Annotated in this window: 12 protein-coding genes; 10 read left to right on the top strand and 2 right to left on the bottom strand. The window is 41.1% G+C overall.

The window, feature by feature from the left end:
- Positions 1-178 precede the first annotated feature (178 nt).
- From pflB to M1F65_RS05845, 3 genes are all read left to right on the top strand, one after another.
- Complete coding sequence (gene pflB, locus M1F65_RS05855) at positions 179-2,494, top strand: formate C-acetyltransferase (protein WP_000260621.1); 2,316 nt, start codon at positions 179-181, stop codon at positions 2,492-2,494.
- A 320-nt stretch (positions 2,495-2,814) separates the two neighbouring features.
- Positions 2,815-6,894, top strand: a complete 4,080-nt coding sequence (locus M1F65_RS05850) for a Spy0128 family protein (RefSeq protein ID WP_247925626.1) — start codon at positions 2,815-2,817, stop codon at positions 6,892-6,894.
- A gap of 453 nt (positions 6,895-7,347) precedes the next feature.
- Complete coding sequence (locus M1F65_RS05845; protein WP_132972345.1) at positions 7,348-9,453, top strand: ATP-dependent Clp protease ATP-binding subunit; 2,106 nt, start codon at positions 7,348-7,350, stop codon at positions 9,451-9,453.
- Between the two features lie 62 nt (positions 9,454-9,515).
- On the opposite strand, the gene M1F65_RS05840 is transcribed toward M1F65_RS05845, so the two are convergent.
- Complete coding sequence (locus M1F65_RS05840; protein WP_000032556.1) at positions 9,516-9,998, bottom strand: S-ribosylhomocysteine lyase; 483 nt, start codon at positions 9,996-9,998, stop codon at positions 9,516-9,518.
- A gap of 295 nt (positions 9,999-10,293) precedes the next feature.
- On the opposite strand from M1F65_RS05840, the gene M1F65_RS05835 reads away from it, so the two are divergent.
- The 5 genes from M1F65_RS05835 to M1F65_RS05815 are packed head-to-tail and all read left to right on the top strand — an operon-like array spanning position 10,294 to position 14,222.
- The gene (locus tag M1F65_RS05835; protein ID WP_247925625.1) at positions 10,294-11,001 is read left to right on the top strand and encodes an ABC transporter ATP-binding protein; all 708 of its coding nucleotides are present in this window, start codon (positions 10,294-10,296) and stop codon (positions 10,999-11,001) included.
- A 1-nt stretch (position 11,002) separates the two neighbouring features.
- Positions 11,003-11,791: a lantibiotic ABC transporter permease gene (locus M1F65_RS05830; protein WP_216728560.1), complete on the top strand. Its 789-nt coding sequence runs from the start codon at positions 11,003-11,005 to the stop codon at positions 11,789-11,791.
- On the top strand, positions 11,791-12,513 hold the full coding sequence (locus tag M1F65_RS05825; protein WP_247925624.1) for an ABC transporter permease: 723 nt from the start codon (positions 11,791-11,793) through the stop codon (positions 12,511-12,513). Before M1F65_RS05830 ends, M1F65_RS05825 begins: the two co-directional genes overlap by 1 nt.
- A gap of 12 nt (positions 12,514-12,525) precedes the next feature.
- A complete protein-coding gene (locus M1F65_RS05820) occupies positions 12,526-13,224 on the top strand; it encodes a response regulator transcription factor (protein WP_000404923.1) in 699 nt (232 codons plus the stop codon).
- Positions 13,191-14,222, top strand: a complete 1,032-nt coding sequence (locus tag M1F65_RS05815) for a sensor histidine kinase (RefSeq protein ID WP_247925623.1) — start codon at positions 13,191-13,193, stop codon at positions 14,220-14,222. Before M1F65_RS05820 ends, M1F65_RS05815 begins: the two co-directional genes overlap by 34 nt.
- A gap of 133 nt (positions 14,223-14,355) precedes the next feature.
- On the opposite strand, the gene M1F65_RS05810 is transcribed toward M1F65_RS05815, so the two are convergent.
- Positions 14,356-15,840 carry a DUF1846 domain-containing protein gene (locus tag M1F65_RS05810; protein ID WP_000743588.1) on the bottom strand — a complete coding sequence of 495 codons (1,485 nt, stop codon included), beginning with the start codon at positions 15,838-15,840 and terminating at the stop codon, positions 14,356-14,358.
- Between the two features lie 152 nt (positions 15,841-15,992).
- On the opposite strand from M1F65_RS05810, the gene M1F65_RS05805 reads away from it, so the two are divergent.
- On the top strand, positions 15,993-17,603 hold the full coding sequence (locus M1F65_RS05805; RefSeq protein ID WP_049479881.1) for a glycoside hydrolase family 13 protein: 1,611 nt from the start codon (positions 15,993-15,995) through the stop codon (positions 17,601-17,603).
- A 169-nt stretch (positions 17,604-17,772) separates the two neighbouring features.
- Positions 17,773-19,740: a peptide ABC transporter substrate-binding protein gene (locus M1F65_RS05800; protein WP_070696707.1), complete on the top strand. Its 1,968-nt coding sequence runs from the start codon at positions 17,773-17,775 to the stop codon at positions 19,738-19,740.
- The last annotated feature ends 59 nt before the right edge of the window (positions 19,741-19,799 follow it).

Here is a 19,799-nt window from a genome sequence, read left to right as displayed (position 1 = left end):
ACGGGAAAGTTCAACCCGACTTTCAAAAATATAATACAGATAAGAACAGAAAAGAGACTGTATTATAAAAGAAAGCGTCTAAAATGCCGATTTTCTCTTGTTGAAATCGGTTACTGTATGGTATACTTGTCTCAAGAATGTAACAGATGACTGTTACTAGAAAAAAGAGGACATTAACATGGTTGTTAAGACAGTTGTTGAAGCACAAGACATTTTTGATAAAGCTTGGGAAGGCTTCAAAGGCGTAGATTGGAAAGAAAAAGCAAGTATTTCTCGCTTCGTTCAAGCTAACTACACACCTTATGATGGAGATGAAAGTTTCCTTGCTGGACCAACAGAACGTTCACTTCACATCAAAAAAATCGTAGAAGAAACAAAAGCACACTACGAAGAAACTCGTTTCCCAATGGACACTCGTCCAACATCTATTGCTGATATTCCTGCTGGATTTATCGACAAAGAAAACGAAGTGATCTTTGGTATCCAAAATGATGAACTCTTCAAATTGAACTTCATGCCAAAAGGTGGTATCCGTATGGCTGAAACTACTTTGAAAGAAAATGGATACGAACCAGATCCAGCTGTTCACGAAATCTTCACTAAATACGTAACAACAGTTAACGACGGTATCTTCCGTGCCTACACTTCAAACATTCGTCGCGCTCGTCACGCTCACACTGTAACTGGTCTTCCAGATGCCTACTCACGTGGACGTATCATTGGTGTTTACGCACGTCTTGCTCTTTACGGTGCAGACTACTTGATGCAAGAAAAAGTAAACGACTGGAATGCGATCAAAGAAATTGATGAAGAAACAATCCGTCTTCGTGAAGAAGTAAACCTTCAATACCAAGCATTGCAACAAGTTGTTCGCTTGGGTGACCTTTACGGAGTTGATGTCCGCAAACCAGCGATGAACACGAAAGAAGCTATCCAATGGGTTAACATCGCCTTCATGGCTGTCTGCCGTGTTATCAATGGTGCTGCTACATCTCTAGGACGTGTGCCAATCGTATTGGATATCTTTGCAGAACGTGACCTTGCTCGTGGTACATTTACTGAATCAGAAATCCAAGAGTTCGTTGATGATTTCGTTATGAAACTTCGTACAGTTAAATTTGCTCGTACAAAAGCTTATGACCAATTGTACTCAGGTGATCCAACCTTCATCACAACTTCTATGGCTGGTATGGGTAACGACGGTCGTCACCGTGTTACTAAGATGGACTACCGTTTCTTGAACACTCTTGACAACATCGGTAACTCACCAGAACCAAACTTGACAGTTCTTTGGACTGACAAATTACCATACAACTTCCGTCGCTACTGTATGCATATGAGCCACAAACACTCTTCTATCCAATACGAAGGTGTAACAACAATGGCTAAAGACGGATACGGAGAAATGAGCTGTATCTCATGCTGTGTGTCACCACTTGACCCAGAAAACGAAGATCAACGCCACAACATCCAGTACTTCGGTGCTCGTGTAAACGTTTTGAAAGCCCTTCTTACTGGTTTGAACGGTGGTTACGACGATGTTCACAAAGACTACAAAGTATTTGACATCGATCCTATCCGTGACGAAGTTCTTGAATTCGAATCAGTTAAAGCCAACTTTGAAAAATCTCTTGACTGGTTGACTGACACTTACGTAGATGCTTTGAACATCATCCACTACATGACTGACAAGTACAACTACGAAGCTGTTCAAATGGCCTTCTTGCCAACTAAACAACGTGCTAACATGGGATTCGGTATCTGTGGATTTGCTAACACTGTTGATACATTGTCAGCTATCAAGTACGCTACTGTTAAACCAATCCGTGATGAAAATGGCTACATCTACGATTACGAAACAATCGGTGAATACCCACGTTGGGGTGAAGATGACCCTCGTTCAAACGAATTGGCTGAATGGTTGATCGAAGCTTACACAACTCGTCTACGTAGCCATAAACTTTACAAAGACGCAGAAGCTACTGTATCACTTTTGACCATCACATCTAACGTTGCTTACTCTAAACAAACTGGTAACTCACCAGTCCACAAAGGTGTATACCTCAACGAAGATGGTTCTGTGAACTTGTCTAAACTCGAATTCTTCTCACCAGGTGCTAACCCTTCTAACAAAGCTAAAGGTGGATGGTTGCAAAACTTGAACTCACTTGCTAGCCTTGACTTTGGTTACGCAGCTGACGGTATCTCATTGACAACACAAGTTTCTCCACGTGCTCTTGGTAAGACTCGTGACGAGCAAGTTGATAACTTGGTAACAATCCTTGATGGTTACTTCGAAAACGGTGGACAACACGTTAACTTGAACGTTATGGACTTGAACGATGTTTACGAAAAGATCATGTCAGGTGAAGACGTTATCGTACGTATCTCTGGATACTGTGTAAACACTAAATACCTCACTCCAGAGCAAAAAACTGAATTGACACAACGTGTCTTCCACGAAGTTCTTTCAATGGATGATGCATTGAGCTAAGATTCAATTAGAATGAAAAGAAAGCTAGTCTATAGGACTGGCTTTTTTCTATAATATCAAAGATTGACCTAATTATAGATATAAGATATATTAAATTATTTATATTAGTTTACCGATATAAATAGTTCAAAATTGAATGGCTAGGTTATAGAATGGTGCAAATACGTGTATTTTTAAGTTAATATACTTGAATAGATTGTATTGAAATGTTATAATATATCAGATAAGCTCTAGTTAGTGATAGGGGTTGTCAAAATGGTATGATGTAATCTCTTAGGGAGATTAGAAATAAAAATTTCATATAGAAAAGAGGAGAAGAAATGTCGAAAAGCAAAGCGTTAAACATGCTTTCTAAATTTTCTGCGTTAGCTTTTGCTATTTTAGCTCTAGCATCTGTTTTGGTAGGGATTGTTAAAGCAGATAATCCTGTTTCAAAAGAATTGACACAAGTAATTACAGGCATCGATCTATTAGATGCTTCAGATACTAAGCAAAATGTGAGTTCGGAAGGAGATTTCTCGCTTCGTACGAATTTAGCATATAAGCTTCGCGTGACCTTTGATCTCAAACAGTATAATGAACATCTGAATAATGGAGATTATTTTACCTTTGATATACCTGCTCCTATGGCAGTTTATGAAGGGAGTCAGGATTTAATTGATCCGACAACAAAAGTTACTATTGGAGAAGCAGAAGTGACTTCAAATGGTACTGATCAAGGTGGGAAAGCAAAAATCACCTTGAAAAACTTGGATAAATATCTAGAGAAAACTGGTGGAGATAAGGTAAAGGATGTGTCAGGGAATTTTTCTGTTTCTTTTAGATTCTTAAAGGATCAGAATAAAACCCGCATTAACTTTAATTCATCCTCATTAAAGCAAGAAGTGACTCACATTTATTCATCAAAAACAATCGATGGTCCCAAAGTTGGTACTGAAAATTATGCTAAAATTGGGGGTCGTGCTGCCCTTGAAAATTGGAACTCTCCAAAACTGGCTGAGATTGGATCGGTTAGCAAGGGAGATGCATGGTCTACCTGGCGTGTACGTGTAAATACAGAGAAACAAGACTTAGGACAAAATATTGTATTACATGATACTATACCAAATGATGATACTAGTTACACTCCTGCACAGTATATTCCTGAGACTCTAAAAGTTTATAAGGCAAATATCACTGTTGGGACTTCTGCTGTTCCAGATGATGCAGTATTGTTAACGGAGGGAAAAGACTATACCGTTTCGTGGAACGAAAACTATACTTCATTCGATATCATTTTTAAAGATGGAACGACCTCTTATATAGTATCTTATAACACAACAACTCCTAATGATGGAAGTAAAGTAGGAAATAGGGTTGCTCTGTCATTGGCTGACGGGACTAAATTAGCACAGAATACAAGTCGTCCGGGAGCCCTTGATATGACAGCTGAGGCGACATCTTTGATTTCTGGTACGATTGTAGCATCTACTGCTTACCAAATTAAGATTCATAAGACTGATGCCTTCACTCTTGCTCCAGTTTCGGGTGCAGTATATACTGTGACAGCAGCAGATGATGCAAGTGAAACAACAGAAGTGACTACGAATGAAAAAGGAGTAGCGCTTACGAAAACTTATGATCAGAAATGGGAAGGTAAAACGTTCAAGATCAAAGAGAAGACTGCTCCATCAGGCTATAAACTAGATGAAAAAGAGTATACAGTTAAACTCGGTGCTGCGGGTTCTACTATTCATCTTAAAGATGAACCTGTTCCAGCTGTATTCAATGTGACGGCTAAGAAAGTAGTAGAAGGACGTACAGATAAACTTCCAAAAGCGGATGAGTTTACCTTTAACCTATTTTCTGCAGAGAACTTGAAGGACCCTGTAGCCACAGCAAAATCAAAAGCTGATGGAACGATTACCTTTGAGAATCTCCAAGTAAAAGGTGCGGGAACTTATCACTACATCATCAAAGAGGACACTTCAACAGCAGTTGCAGGCGTTACATTTGATACAGAAGCCAAGGAAGTTACTGTAGCAGCAACTTTCCAAAGTGGAGTTTTAACAGCAACTGTCACATCTGCAGAACCAACTTTCACTAACACTTATAAAGCAACTCCAGCTAAAGAAACTATCACAGCTAAGAAAGTCTTGAACGGTAAAGAACTTGAAGCTGATAAATACGAATTCGAACTTAAAAAAGGTGAAGAAGTCGTTGCGACAGCTAAAAACGCTGCAGACGGCACCGTTACTTTCAAAGAAATTGAGTTCGAAACAGCAGGTGATTACACTTACACTATCACTGAAAAAGCGGGTAGTGAAAAAGGTGTGACATACGATACTGCTAAACACGAAGTTAAGGTAAAAGTTACAGATAACGGGGAAGGAAAACTTGTTGCAGCTGTTACAGGTAACAACCCAACCTTCACCAATACCTATAAAGCAGCTCCAGCAAAAGAAATTATCAAAGCTACTAAAGTTTTGGATGGTAAAAAACTTGAAGCTGATAAATACGAGTTTGAACTTAAAGAAAAAGAAAGTGACAAAGTCGTTGCGACAGCTAAAAACGCTGCAGACGGTACTGTGACTTTCAAAGAAATTGAGTATGCAGCAGCAGGTGAATACACTTACACTATCACTGAAAAAGCAGGTAGCGAAGCAGGTGTGACATACGACACTGCTACACATGAAGTGACAGTAAACGTTACAGATGACGGCCAAGGTCAACTTGTTGCAGCTGTTACAGGTAACAACCCAACCTTCACAAACACATATAAAGCAGCTCCAGCTAAAATTGCTATTGAAGCTAAAAAAGTTTTGAATGGTAAAGAGCTGGAGATAGATGAGTTTGAGTTTGAACTGAAAGAGGGTGACAAGGTTGTTGCGACAGCAAAGAATACTGCTGGCGGATTGATTCGTTTTTCTGAAATTAGCTATTCAACAGCAGGAGTATATAACTATACTATTACAGAAAAGGTTGGCAATAAACTTGGTGTAACTTATGATAAAACAGAACATCCAGTAACTGTAGAAGTGAAAGATAATGGCTCAGGTCAACTTGTCGCGACAGTTACAAGTGAAACACCGGTCTTCGTTAATGACTATAAAGCAGAACCTGCACAAGCTACAATCAAAGCTAAGAAAGTCTTGAAAGGTAAAGCGCTTGAAGCTGAAGCTTACACATTTGAACTGAAAGAAGGTTCAGACCTTGTAGCTACGGCTAAGAATACTGCCTCAGGAGAAGTTGTCTTCAACGTCACTTTCTCAGCAGCAGGCGATTACGTTTACACTATTACTGAAAAAGCTGGTGACGATAAAACAATCACTTATGATCAAACTGCGTATGAAGTGTTCGTCACTGTTGCGGATGATGGTAAAGGCCAATTGGTTGCGACTGTAGAAGATGCGGATACAGAACGGGTCTTCACAAATATTTATACAGCACCAGCTCCAACAGCTACATCAGCAACACTTGAGTTTACGAAAGAATTGACTGGTCGTACTTTGGTTGATGGTGAGTTCCAATTTGAATTGTATGAAGGTACAAAACTACTTGATACAAAAACAAACCAAGGTGGGAAAGTAACATTTAATGCAATCAACTATGATGCAGAAGGTGAGTATACTTATACTGTAAAAGAAGTGAATGCTGGAGCAACTGGTATTACTTATGATACAGAAAAGACTGCGGTGGTAAAAGTAACCAAAGATGCAGCAACCAACGCTTTGAAGGCAGCTGTTGAATATCCAGCAGGTAATGTCTTCAAGAATAGCTTCAAAGCACCAGCGGTAGAAGCTACGATTGAAGCAACTAAGAAACTTGAAGGTAAAGAACTTGCGGCTGATGCTTATACTTTCGAATTGAAAGAGAAAGGCGCCGTTGTAGCTACAGCTAAGAATACTGCCGAAGGTAAAGTAGCCTTTGTTCGTTCATTCGAAGAAGCAGGTACTTACACTTATACCTTGGTTGAAAAAGTTGGTACTGAAGAGGGTATTGAATACGATAAGACTGAGCATACCGTAACAGTCACTGTAGTTGCGGATGATCAAGGTCTCTTGACTGCAAGGGTTTCGTATGCCGATGGTAAAGAAGTTGTATTTACAAATAAATACACTGTTCCAACACCAACACCAGAACCAAATCCAAATCCAGCTCCAAATAATCCAGGAACAACGCCAGATCCAGCACCAACACCAGATCCAACGCCAAATAATCCAGGAACAAATCCAACTCCAGGAACAGAACCAACTGGTCCAGGACAAAAAGAGGATCCAAAACCAGCACCTCCAGCTACTGAGACTAAAGGTAAAGCTGAACTTCCAAACACAGGGGAAGCAACCTCTATCCTTTCTGCGCTTGGATTTGTAGTCTTGGCATTGAGTGGATTGGTATTCTTCGTAAAACGCAAAGCTTAAGCTTTTGTAGAAGAAACATGAAACTTGGTAAGTGAGAATTCTACTTCTCTCTTAAACCTGATAGAGAAAGTCTCTAGAAAATTCGTTTTCTAGGGGCTTTTTTTGTACTTCAAAAAATTTTTTAAAAAAATAGTCAAATTTGGTCAAAAAGTTATTGACTTTTACTGACTAAAGTGGTATAGTAGAAACATAAGGAAAATGAATTCCTTAGAAAACTTCATTTTCAATGATCCTATTTCTTGAAAATGTATGATAGATACCCTAGAAAGGGGTGAGGCCTATGTTAAATCTAACAGATTTTGAAAAGAAGATGATAAAAGGCTTATTTAAGAAAGAAAAACCAGAAATTATACGTAGGGTAGCTAGTTAGCTAGTCTAAAATTTTTAAAACAAAGGTCAAAGATAGTCAATATCAGAGATCGCATATAATTAAGAATAAACGAGGTAAAGAATATGAACAACAACTTTAATAACTTTAACAACATGGATGATTTATTTAACCAATTGATGGGAGGTATGCGAGGATATAGTTCTGAAAATCGTCGCTACTTGATTAATGGACGTGAAGTGACACCTGAGGAATTTGCTCACTATCGTGCAACTGGTCAATTGCCAGGAAATGCAGAATCTGATGTGCAAATGCAACAACACGCTTCAGGTATGAAACAAGATGGTGTCCTTGCTAAACTAGGTCGTAACTTGACCGCAGAAGCTCGTGAGGGCAAGTTGGATCCTGTTATCGGACGAAACAAGGAAATTCAAGAAACATCTGAAATCCTCTCACGTCGTACGAAAAATAATCCTGTTCTGGTCGGAGATGCAGGTGTTGGTAAGACAGCCGTTGTAGAAGGTCTAGCACAAGCGATTGTGAATGGAGATGTTCCGGCTGCCATCAAGAACAAGGAAATTATTTCTATTGATATCTCAGGTCTTGAGGCTGGTACTCAATACCGTGGTAGCTTTGAAGAAAACGTTCAAAATCTAGTCAATGAAGTAAAAGAAGCAGGGAATATTATCCTCTTCTTTGATGAAATTCACCAAATCCTTGGCGCTGGCTCAATCGGAGGAGACAGTGGTTCTAAAGGGCTTGCGGACATTCTCAAGCCAGCTCTCTCTCGTGGTGAATTGACCGTTATTGGAGCGACAACTCAAGACGAATACCGTAACACCATCTTGAAAAATGCAGCTCTTGCTCGTCGTTTCAACGAAGTCAAGGTCAATGCTCCTTCAGCAGAGGATACCTTTAAAATCCTTCAAGGGATTCGTGACCTCTATCAACAACACCACAATGTCATCTTGCCAGACGAAGTCTTGAAAGCAGCAGTGGATTATTCTATCCAATACATTCCTCAACGTAGCTTGCCAGATAAGGCTATTGACCTTGTAGACGTAACGGCTGCTCACTTGGCAGCTCAACATCCTGTAACAGATGTGCATGCTGTTGAACGGGAAATTGAGGCAGAAAAAGACAAGCAAGAAAAAGCAGTTGAGGCAGAAGACTTTGAAGCAGCTCTCAATGCTAAAACTCGCATTGCAGAATTAGAGAAAAAAGTCGAAAACCACACAGAAGATATGAAAGTGACTGCCACTGTCAACGATGTGGCTGAATCTGTGGAACGAATGACAGGTATTCCAGTATCACAAATGGGAGCGTCAGACATCGAACGTCTCAAGGATATGGCTCATCGTTTGGAACACAAGGTTATCGGCCAAGATAAGGCAGTAGAAGCAGTGGCTCGTGCTATCCGTCGTAACCGTGCTGGTTTTGATGAAGGCAATCGCCCAATCGGCAGCTTCCTCTTTGTAGGTCCAACTGGGGTTGGTAAGACGGAGCTTGCTAAGCAATTGGCGCTCGATATGTTTGGAACCAAGGACGCAATTATCCGTTTGGATATGTCTGAATACAGTGACCGCACAGCTGTTTCTAAGTTAATCGGTACAACAGCAGGTTATGTGGGGTATGATGACAATAGCAATACCTTGACAGAACGAGTTCGTCGTAATCCATACTCTATCATTCTCTTGGACGAAATTGAAAAGGCTGATCCTCAAGTAATCACCCTTCTCCTCCAAGTCTTGGATGATGGTCGTTTGACTGATGGTCAAGGAAATACAGTGAACTTCAAGAACACTGTCATTATCGCGACATCAAATGCTGGATTTGGCTATGAAGCCAATTTGACAGAAGATGCGGACAAACCAGAATTGATGGACCGCTTGAAACCGTTCTTCCGTCCAGAGTTCCTTAACCGCTTTAACGCAGTTATCGAGTTCTCACACTTAAATAAGGAAGATCTTTCTAAGATTGTGGACTTGATGTTGGCTGAAGTCAACCAAACCTTGGCTAAGAAAGACATTGATTTGGAAGTCAGTCAAGCAGCTAAGGACTTTATCACAGAAGAAGGCTATGACGAAGTCATGGGTGTTCGTCCTCTCCGTCGTGTAGTTGAACAACAAATCCGTGATAAGGTGACGGACTTCCACTTGGATCACCTAGATGCCAAACATCTGGAAGCAGATATGGAAGATGGTGTCTTGGTCATTCGAGAAAAAGCCTAACTCAAGATTTTGAGAATAAAAAAAAGAAGGAACTAGCTAAAAAGCTGGTTCCTTTGTTTTGTTTAGATGATATGGCGTTCAAAGGCATCATCTGAGATTCCTTGTTCCAGGATGAGTTTTGCCCATTCTTTAGCAGAAAAGAGGCTGTGGTCCTTGTAGTTTCCGCAAGATTCGATGGTTGTTCCAGGGACATCTTCCCAAGTGGTAGTCTCAGCAATTTCCTTGAGCGAATCCTTGATAACAGCAGCGATTTCAGCACTGGTATGGCGTCCCCACATAATCATGTGGAAGCCTGTACGGCAACCAAACGGCGAACAGTCAATCATACCGTCAATGCGGGTACGGATGAGTTTGGCCAAGAGGTGCTCAATGGTGTGAAGCCCAGCAGTAGGGATTGAGTCTTCGTTTGGTTGTACCAAGCGAATATCAAAGTTGGAGATGACATCTCCCTTTGGACCTGTTTCTTCTCCAATCAAGCGAACATAGGGTGCTTTAACAATGGTGTGGTCAAGTTCAAAACTTTCAACAATAACTTCTTTTGACATGGTAAATCCTTTCAGTTTTCTTCTTTCATTATATCATAAAGGGTGCTGTTGATGGGGTTTGATAAATGACTTTTTGGTACTAGAATGATAATAAAGTCTCTATACATAAACCTCAGAATTATAAAGAAAGAATGGAGAGAAGAATACCTTGTGAAAGAAAAGTTTAGTTTTTCTAGTGGAACTAAGGTGACTTTTGAAAAGTGGATCAACTTTTTCTGAAATTTCTGTTTAATCTCTGAACTAATTCTGAACTAGATTGGGTATACTGGAGAAAATAAAGATAAAGGAGTTCAGTATGGAACATATTGTAAAAATTGATCGTGTTTCTAAAAAATATGGAGACAAGCAAATTTTAAAGGATATTTCTTTTACAGCTAGGAGTGGTCGCATTACGGCTTTTCTAGGACATAATGGTGCAGGAAAAAGCTCGACCTTGAGGATTCTCTTGGGCTTAGATCGGGCGACAGCGGGAACTGCGACTTTTGATGGACAAACCTATCAGTCAATGATTTATCCTCTCAAAACAGTAGGTGCAGCTTTTGACGGTATTGGAGGTCTGCCAAATAGAAAGGTTTACGACCATCTGCATATTATTGCTGCAAGTAATGCTATTCCGAAGTTTCGGATTGATGAGGTATTGGATATGACTGGGATCGCTCATAAGAAAAAGGATTTCTTATCAAGCCTGTCTCTAGGAGAGGGGCAGCGCCTGGGGTTGGCAGTAGCTTTACTAGGTGATCCCCAGTTTTTAATATTAGATGAGCCGACCAATGGACTGGATCCAAGTGGGATTAAGTGGTTTAGAAAGTTCATTCGCCAGCAGGCTGATTTTGGGAAAACCGTCCTTCTATCCTCTCATATCCTGTCTGAGGTACAAATGGTAACAGATGATGTAGTCTTGATTCATCATGGGCAAATTATCGAACAGGGGACGCTAGAAGATGTATTACAAGGAACAGATAGTTTAGAAGAGCTCTTCTTCGAATTAACAGAGGAGGTTTAAGATGAAAGAGACGATGTCTTTATTGCATTCAGAGTGGTTGAAAATCCAATCAACCAAGGCTTTCAGGGTAAGTGTGGTCTTTATGCTGTTATTGGTACCTGTTGTGTCATGGCTAGAGGGACGTCAGTATCTGTCTATCGGTTTAGATGCGACCCCTGAGACGGTTCCCGGTCTGGCAGAAGCTATTGATCCGCTTGAATATCTAGGTCTTAATGGCGCTTCTATGGGTGGTATGGTTTTAGTCATCTTAGCTGGAATTTTGGGAGCAACGGAATTTCAGTCTCATAGCTTGCGAACCAGTCTATTGGCTTGTAATAACCGCCTGAAGTTGCTTGTGGGGAAACTCATGACCTTTGCTTGCTTTTCTCTTGCCACTAGCTTTTTATCAATCTACTTTAGTTATATGGTCATGCATCTGGCTTTAGGAAAGGAAGGGCTTGATCCGATTTTGCTCAATCAGGCAGCTTGGAGTTTGATTTTGTGGAAAACCTTATCTCTAACCTTATTGGGAATCCTTTCGTTTTTGTTAGGTTTATTGGCTCGGACCATGCTAGTTCCTCTGCTTTTTCTCGTACCCCAAATCTATAATTTAGGAAACTACCTAGCTGCTCACACGAGTTGGGGAGCTTATCTGCCCCAGCCCGCAGGAGAGTTATTTGTTGCAACGCCGACTTCCCAATATGCCAACAATCCCTTGCAAGGACTCTTGATACTAAGCGTATGGTTGCTAGTTATCGGCGTCATGGCCTCTCTGCGCTTTTTGAAGACGGATTTAGGAGGACGCTACTGATGATAAAAGCTCTGCTTAAAAGTGAATGGATTAAGTTTCGTTCTTACTATCTCGTTCTTGGTGCCGCCTTTGTGGCTCTGGTAGTCGTTCCTTTTTTTCTGATGAATCTTGACTACAGTCAGACAGCAGTTGGCCAGACAAAGGCTCTGAGTGAAGCTTTGCATGCTCTCTATCTGGCGCAGCCTGTCATCGTCATCTTTACTTCCCTCTATTTTGCCCAGGAGTTTGTCAAGTCTGGGATGCGAACGAATTTTCTAACCGTATCAAATAGAAAGGCTTGGTTGGCTGGGAAATTCCTTTTTCTGGCCGTTCTGCTCTTGGTTCTCTACAGTGTCATGATAGGCAGCTGTTTCTTTGTTATGCTGGCTCGATTTGACCTAGACTTTAGCTGGCCCTTACTGGGGAAATTCCTCTATTACAGCTCTTTTGGTCTTCTCAGCAATCTTTTTCTGGCTCTTTTAGCTGCTGGCCTCGCTTTGCTCTTTCAATCTTGGGTTGTGCCGGTGTCGGTGCTATTTCCTCTCTTGATTGGTCTTAGCCGTTTATTGACAACTTTTATCAAAGAAGCAAAGTACCTGCCCGATCTGGCTACGCTAAATCTTTTTGAGTATGAAGGGCTTCAGCATTCAATAGATCTATCAGGGTTGGGAATACAGCTGTTCTGGCTAGCTTTGATTTGGAGCTCTGCTATATTCTTGACCTTGAAACGAGATGTTCGCTAGAGGTATGCTATAATGGAAATCATGAGACAGTATCGTATTTTGGTGGTTGATGACGACCGGAGCATTTTGAAGCTGGTGAAAAATGTCCTAGAGCTCGATGCTTATGATGTGACGACGCTTGATCGAATAGAAGAGCTAGAGCTGACGCATTTTGTCGGATATGACTTGATTTTGCTAGATGTGATGATGGAGCCTGTTAATGGTTTTGAGCTGTGCTCCTACATTCGTCCTCATCTTTCGTGTCCCATCATATTTTTGACGGCCAAGGAATTGGAGGCGGACAAGGTGGAAGGGCTCTTTCGCGGAGCAGATGACTATGTTGTCAAGCCTTTTGGGACCAACGAATTGCTGGCGCGTGTCAGGGCGCATCTTCGGCGGGAGGAAAGACGGGAGGAGCGATATTCTGAAATTGCTTCTTGTCAATTTTATCCAGAGCGCTATGAAATTATCTGTTTTGGTAAAGTATTGAAATTCTCAGAGCGAGAGTTTAAGTTGCTACATTTACTAGCTAGCAATCCCAAGCAGACCTTTTCAGCTGAACGCCTGCATACCTTGCTTTACCCAGAAAGCTCAGAAACACAGCTTCGCTCTATCTCAGAATACGTATATCAGATTCGCCAAAAATGCAAACAAGAAGGTCTGCAAGCAATCGCAACAGTGAGAGGAGTAGGCTATAGATGGCAATTAGAACCCGAAATTTCAAAAGCCTAGTCTGGACAACTAGCTTGAAAATCGTCTTTTTTCATGTTTTGATTTTTGTGCTTATAGGCTATGAATTTACGCAAGGAAGTGATTACGTTCTTTTCACCTTGTTCTTCTGGGCAGGGAGCTTGCTGCTGATTACTTTTTATCATATTTTGAAATTGCTCCGAAAAATCGACAGGGAAATAAAAATGCTAAAGAGCGAGAAGCTTTTAGAAGAAAATCAAAGTCAGCTTTTTCGGATTGAGGAAATGCTAGAAGTTTATAGCGATTTACGGAGCAGCCACCAAGAAAATGCTCATCTTCTAGAAAGAGAGCAGCAGCATAATCAGGAGTTGATTTTACAGCTATCAGCGACATCGCACGATTTGAAGACGCCCCTAACTGTAATTAAGGGGAATGCTGAACTCTTGGAATTGGCGCAGTTAGGCCAGCCACAGGCAGACTATGCTTCTGAGATTTTGCAGGCCAGTCACAAGATGGAAGAGTATTGTGGCTCTTTGATTGATTACGCTAAGACTTTTCAGATTGATTCTAATCAGTTCAGTCAGCTTTCCTTAGGGGATTTTTTGGCTTATCTACAGGATGATTGGGCACTGTTCAGCAAACAGGAAAGCTATCATTTTTATCTCCAAGAAGATTGTGATCTTAGCTTGAGATTGTCCATTCATTTGGACTATCTCAAGCGGGCTTTGCTCAATATCTTACTGAATGCGCTTGAACATGCTAATCAGGACCAAAAGGAAGTCAAGCTAACGGTATCAGTGCAGCAGGACCAGTTGATTTTTGCTATCTGGAACAATGGCCCTGCATTTTCTGAGGAGATGCTGCTGGGAGCAGAAATGCTCTTTTACCAGAGTGACCAAAGCCGCAATTCAACTAATCCCCATCATGGTATCGGCTTAGCCTTTTCTAAGCAGGTAGCTCTCTTGCATGGTGGTCGTCTGACCCTGCTCAATCCAGACCAAGGAGGAGCCTCTGTCGAGTTGACAATTTCATTGAAATAAATGAGAATGGAAAATCATAAAAACGCATAATACCAAGTGTCCAAAAGACTTGATATTATGCGTTTGATTTTTTTATTATGTAAAGATTTACTGGATTTTTCTCTCAAATTGAGTTTTGTCCAGCCTCGTTTAATTACTTCCGATACAAGCGATCGTATTGGTAGTATGGGTCAAAGGTTACGTTGATGCCTAGCTTGCGAAGGACGTTCTTGTCTTCATCGGTCAAGATGATGGTTGAATGAGCTTCGCTTCCTTTGAGATTCCCAAGTTCTTCCATGGCACGCGCAGCATCAGGATTTTCCATAGCTGTGATTGCAAGTGCAATCAGGATTTCATTTGAGTGGAGGCGAGGATTGCGACTACCGAGATGATTGATTTTAAGACCTTGAATTGGTTTGACGACTTCAGGCTCGATGAGTTTCACTTCCTTAGCGATGTTAGCTGATTTTTTGATGGCATTGATCAAGGCAGCAGCTGTAGGACCAAAGAGTTCAGAGTTTTTACCAGTCACGATTTCCCCATTTGGCAATTCAAGGGCTAGGGCAGGGCCACCAGTTTCTTCTGCTTTTTGGCGTGCAGCGACAGCAACCTTACGGTCTGCAGGTATGATGCCGAGGTCGTTCATGAGAAGTTCAATCTTCTTGACAGCAGTTTCTCCGACTTTTTCAGCTTTAAAATCAAGAACAGTTTGATAGTAGCGACGGATGATTTCTTGTTTAGAAGCTTCGACAGCAGCTTCATCATCTGTAATAGCGAAACCAACCATGTTGACACCCATGTCTGTTGGTGAAGCGTATGGAGATTCACCGAGAATGCGTTCCAACATACGTTTGAGTACTGGGAAGATTTCGATATCACGGTTGTAATTGACAGTAGTTTCTCCGTAAGTTTGAAGATGGAAGGGGTCAATCATGTTGACATCATCAAGGTCTGCGGTTGCAGCCTCGTAGGCCAAGTTGACCGGATGATGAAGGGGAAGATTCCAAACTGGGAAGGTTTCAAACTTAGCGTAACCAGACTTGATGCCATTAAGTTGGTCGTGGTACATATTGGACATACAAGTGGCCAATTTTCCAGAACCAGGTCCAGGAGCTGTTACGACGATCAAGTTGCGACTGGTTTTGATGTAGTCGTTTTTCCCCATGCCTTCGGGAGAAATAATGTGATCCATATCCGTCGGGTATCCTTTGATTGGATAATGAAGATAGGAATCAATCCCGTTTTTATCTAACTGGTTGCGGAAGGCATCTGCAGCGGGTTGTCCTGCGTATTGTGTGATGACAACCGAACCAACAAAAATTCCCAGTTCATTGAATTTGTCAATCAAGCGAAGAACTTCTTGGTCATAAGAAATGCCTAGGTCACCACGCGCTTTGGAATGCTCGATGTTGCTTGCGTTAATGGCGATCACAACTTCAACCTGCTCTTTCAATTCTTGCAAGAGCTTGATTTTATTGTCAGGCTCATAACCAGGAAGGACACGAGCAGCGTGGAAATCTTCTAACATTTTGCCACCAAACTCCAAGTAGAGCTTGCCGTCAAATTGGTTAATGCGCTCCAAAATGTGGTCGCGCTGTAGATTCAAATATTGTTCAGAACTAAAAGCTTGTTTTTTCATTTTTTTACCTCTGACCTCTATTATAATAAAAAATTGGAAGATAGGAAACTACGGAGTCAAAAAAGAAATCAAAAAGATTAGGCAAACGCTTGCACTAAGTTTAAAAAAGCGCTATCATAGACTATAGATTATTAAAATAATGAGGTAAGAAGATGCAAGAAAAATGGTGGCACAATGCCGTAGTCTATCAAGTCTATCCCAAGAGTTTTATGGATAGTAATGGAGATGGAATTGGTGATTTGCCAGGAATTACGAGTAAGTTAGACTATCTAGCTAAGTTAGGGATTACAGCTATTTGGCTTTCTCCTGTTTATGACAGTCCGATGGATGATAATGGCTACGATATTGCTGATTATCAAGCGATTGCTGCTATTTTCGGGACTATGGAGGACATGGATCAACTCATCGCAGAAGCTAAGAAGCGTGACATTCGAATTATCATGGACTTGGTGGTCAATCATACCTCGGATGAACACGCCTGGTTTGTCGAGGCATGTGAAAATCCTGACAGCCCCGAACGAGACTACTATATCTGGCGAGATGAGCCCAATGATTTGGAGTCTATCTTTAGTGGATCTGCTTGGGAATACGATGAAAAGTCGGGTCAATACTATCTCCACTTTTTTAGCAAGAAACAGCCCGATCTCAACTGGGAGAATGAAAAACTGCGCCAGAAAATTTATGAGATGATGAACTTCTGGATTGATAAAGGTATTGGTGGTTTCCGTATGGATGTCATTGACATGATTGGGAAAATTCCTGATGAGAAAGTAGTCAATAACGGTCCTATGCTCCATCCCTATCTCAAGGAGATGAACCAAGCCACCTTTGGTGACAAAGATCTCTTGACAGTAGGAGAGACCTGGGGTGCAACGCCAGAGATTGCTAAGCTCTACTCGGATCCAAAGGGACAAGAATTGTCTATGGTATTCCAGTTTGAACACATCTGTCTTCAATATCAGGAAGGGCAACCTAAGTGGCACTACCAAAAAGAGTTAAATGTAGGGAAGTTAAAAGAGATTTTCAACAAATGGCAGACAGAGCTGGGAGTTGAAGATGGCTGGAATTCCCTCTTCTGGAATAACCATGACCTCCCTCGTATCGTCTCTATCTGGGGAAATGACCAAGAATATCGCGAAAAATCTGCCAAAGCCTTTGCAATCTTGCTTCATCTTATGAGAGGGACTCCCTATATCTACCAAGGTGAGGAGATTGGGATGACCAACTATCCATTTGAAACACTGGATCAAGTAGAAGATATTGAATCCCTCAACTATGCGCGTGAAGCTCTTGAAAAAGGTGTTTCTATGGAAGAAATCATGGACAGCATCCGTGTCATTGGACGTGATAATGCCCGTACCCCGATGCAGTGGGATGAGAGCAAAAACGCTGGTTTCTCAACAGGTCAACCTTGGTTGGCAGTTAATCCAAACTACGAAAAAATCAACGTTCAAGAAGCTCTGGCAAATCCAGATTCTATTTTCTATACTTATCAAAAACTCGTTCAAATCCGTAAGGAGAACAGCTGGCTGATTCGAGCTGACTTTGAATTGCTTGATACAGCTGACAAGATCTTTGCTTATATCCGTAAGGACGGTGAGCACCGCTTCTTAGTTGTAGCTAACTTGTCCAATGAAAAACAAAACTTTTCAGTAGAAGGAAGAGTTAAGTCAATCTTGATTGAAAATACTACTGCTAAAGAAGCAGTTGAAAAACAAACCTTGGCACCATGGGATGCTTTCTGTGTGGAACTAACGGATTAAAATAAGTGAACCTCAAGCCTTTGATGCTTGGGGTTCTTTTGTTGAAAAATATATAGAAAAGTCTTTAAAAAATATTTGTTAGAATTTTCTAAAAAATCTGTCGAAAGTCCTTGCTTTTATGAAAAAATAGGGTATAATGGTGAAAACACTATCTTTAAGGAGATTACTTATGAAATCGAAAAAGTGGCTCTTAGGAGCAGGTGCTGTTTTGAGTGCAGCTCTACTGTTAACTGCTTGTGGGCAAAGTGAAAAGAAAGCGGATGCTCCCAAAACATTCTCTTATGTCTACGCTATGGATCCATCTTCTTTGGACTATAGTGTGACGAGCAAGAGCTCAACCTCTGACGTTATAGCAAACGTTGTTGATGGTCTTTTGGAAAATGACAAGTATGGGAACTTAATTCCATCACTTGCAGAAGACTGGTCTGTTTCAAAGGATGGTTTGACTTACACCTACAAACTTCGTAAGGGTGTAAAATGGTATACTTCTGATGGAGAAGAATACGCTGAAGTTAAGGCCAAAGACTTTGTTACTGGGCTTAAACATGCTGCTGACGGAAAATCAGATGGTCTTTCTTTGATTCAGGATTCTATCAAAGGTTTGGCAGAGTATGTTAGTGGTGAGAGCAATGATTTCTCTACCGTAGGAGTTAAGGCTGTTGATGATTACACGGTAGAATACACGCTCAACAAACCAGAAAGTTTCTGGAACTCTAAGGTCACAACTGCAACCATGCTTCCAGTTAATGAAGAATTTTTGAATTCTAAAGGGAGCGACTACGGTGCACCAACCCCATCAGGTATCCTATATAATGGTCCTTATTTCTTGAAATCATTGACTTCAAAATCAGTCATTGAATATGAAAAGAATCCAAACTACTGGGATAAGGACAATGTCAAGATTGACAATATTAAACTAACTTTCTACGATGGATCAGACCAAGAATCTTTGATTCGTAGCTTTACACAAGGTGCCTATACAACAGCTCGTCTCTTCCCAACAAGTTCAAATTTTGAGTCAACTAAACAAGAGTACGGTGATAAGATTGTTTACAGTCCACAAGAAGCGACAAGCTACTACCTCACTGTTAACGTAAACCGCCAATCTTACAATAAAACAGCCAAAACAGACGAAGCTCAAAAAACATCAACGAAAGAAGCTCTTCTTAACAAGAACTTCCGTCAGGCGCTAAACTTTGCCCTTGACCGTCACTCATACACTGCTCAGTTGAATGGTGAAGAAGGTGCGAACAAGATTATCCGTAACAGCCTAGTGCCTCATGACTACGTTCAAGTTGGTGAAAAAACCTTTGGAGAGTTGGCACAGGCAGAGCTCGTTTCATATGGAGACCAGTGGAAAGATGTAGCCCTTACAGATGGCAAGGATACGATTTACAGTCCTGAAAAAGCTAAGGCAGCCTTTGCTAAAGCCAAGGAAGAATTGCAAGCCAAGGGTGTTACCTTCCCAATCCATTTGGATATCCCCGTTGAACAAACAGATGTAATCGCGGTTCAACAAACCAACTCACTCAAGCAGTCTATCGAATCATCACTTGGTACTGAAAATGTCATTGTCGATGTCCTTCAAATGACCGATAATGAGAAAATGAGCATTACTTCTCAAGCTAAGGTTCCAGCACAAAAAGACTACGACTTGAATGGAACTGGTTGGGGACCAGACTATCAAGACCCAGCTACCTACCTAAACATTCTTGATGCTAAGAAGGGTTCTGCCCTTAAACACTTGGGTATCACTCGTGGAAAAGATCCAGAAGTGATGGCTCAAGTCGGTCTAGACGAATACAAGAAACTCTTGGATGATGCCGCAGCTGAAACAAGCGACCTCAATAAGCGTTTCGAAAAATACGCTAAAGCGCAAGCCTGGGTATCGGATAGTTCGCTCTTGATCCCAGTTGCTTCTTCAGGTGGTTCTCCAACTGTTAGCCGTACTGTGCCATTCACAAAAGCATACTCTCAAGTCGGAATCAAGGGAGACCCATTTGTGTTCAAAGGTTTGGAATTGCAAAATGATGTCGTAACTACAAAAGAATACGAAGAAGCTCTCAAGAAATGGCAGAAAGAAAAGATTGAAACAAATGCCAAATACCAAAAAGAGCTAGAAAAACACGTTAAATAATCTATAAGAAAGGAAGGTGCATATTGCTTGCGCTTCCTTTCTTTTTATTTGACTAGGTT

Source organism: Streptococcus oralis (assembly GCF_023109195.1).
In the GTDB taxonomy this organism is placed as follows: domain Bacteria; phylum Bacillota; class Bacilli; order Lactobacillales; family Streptococcaceae; genus Streptococcus; species Streptococcus oralis_BV.
This window is presented reverse-complemented; position numbering and strand designations above follow the sequence as displayed.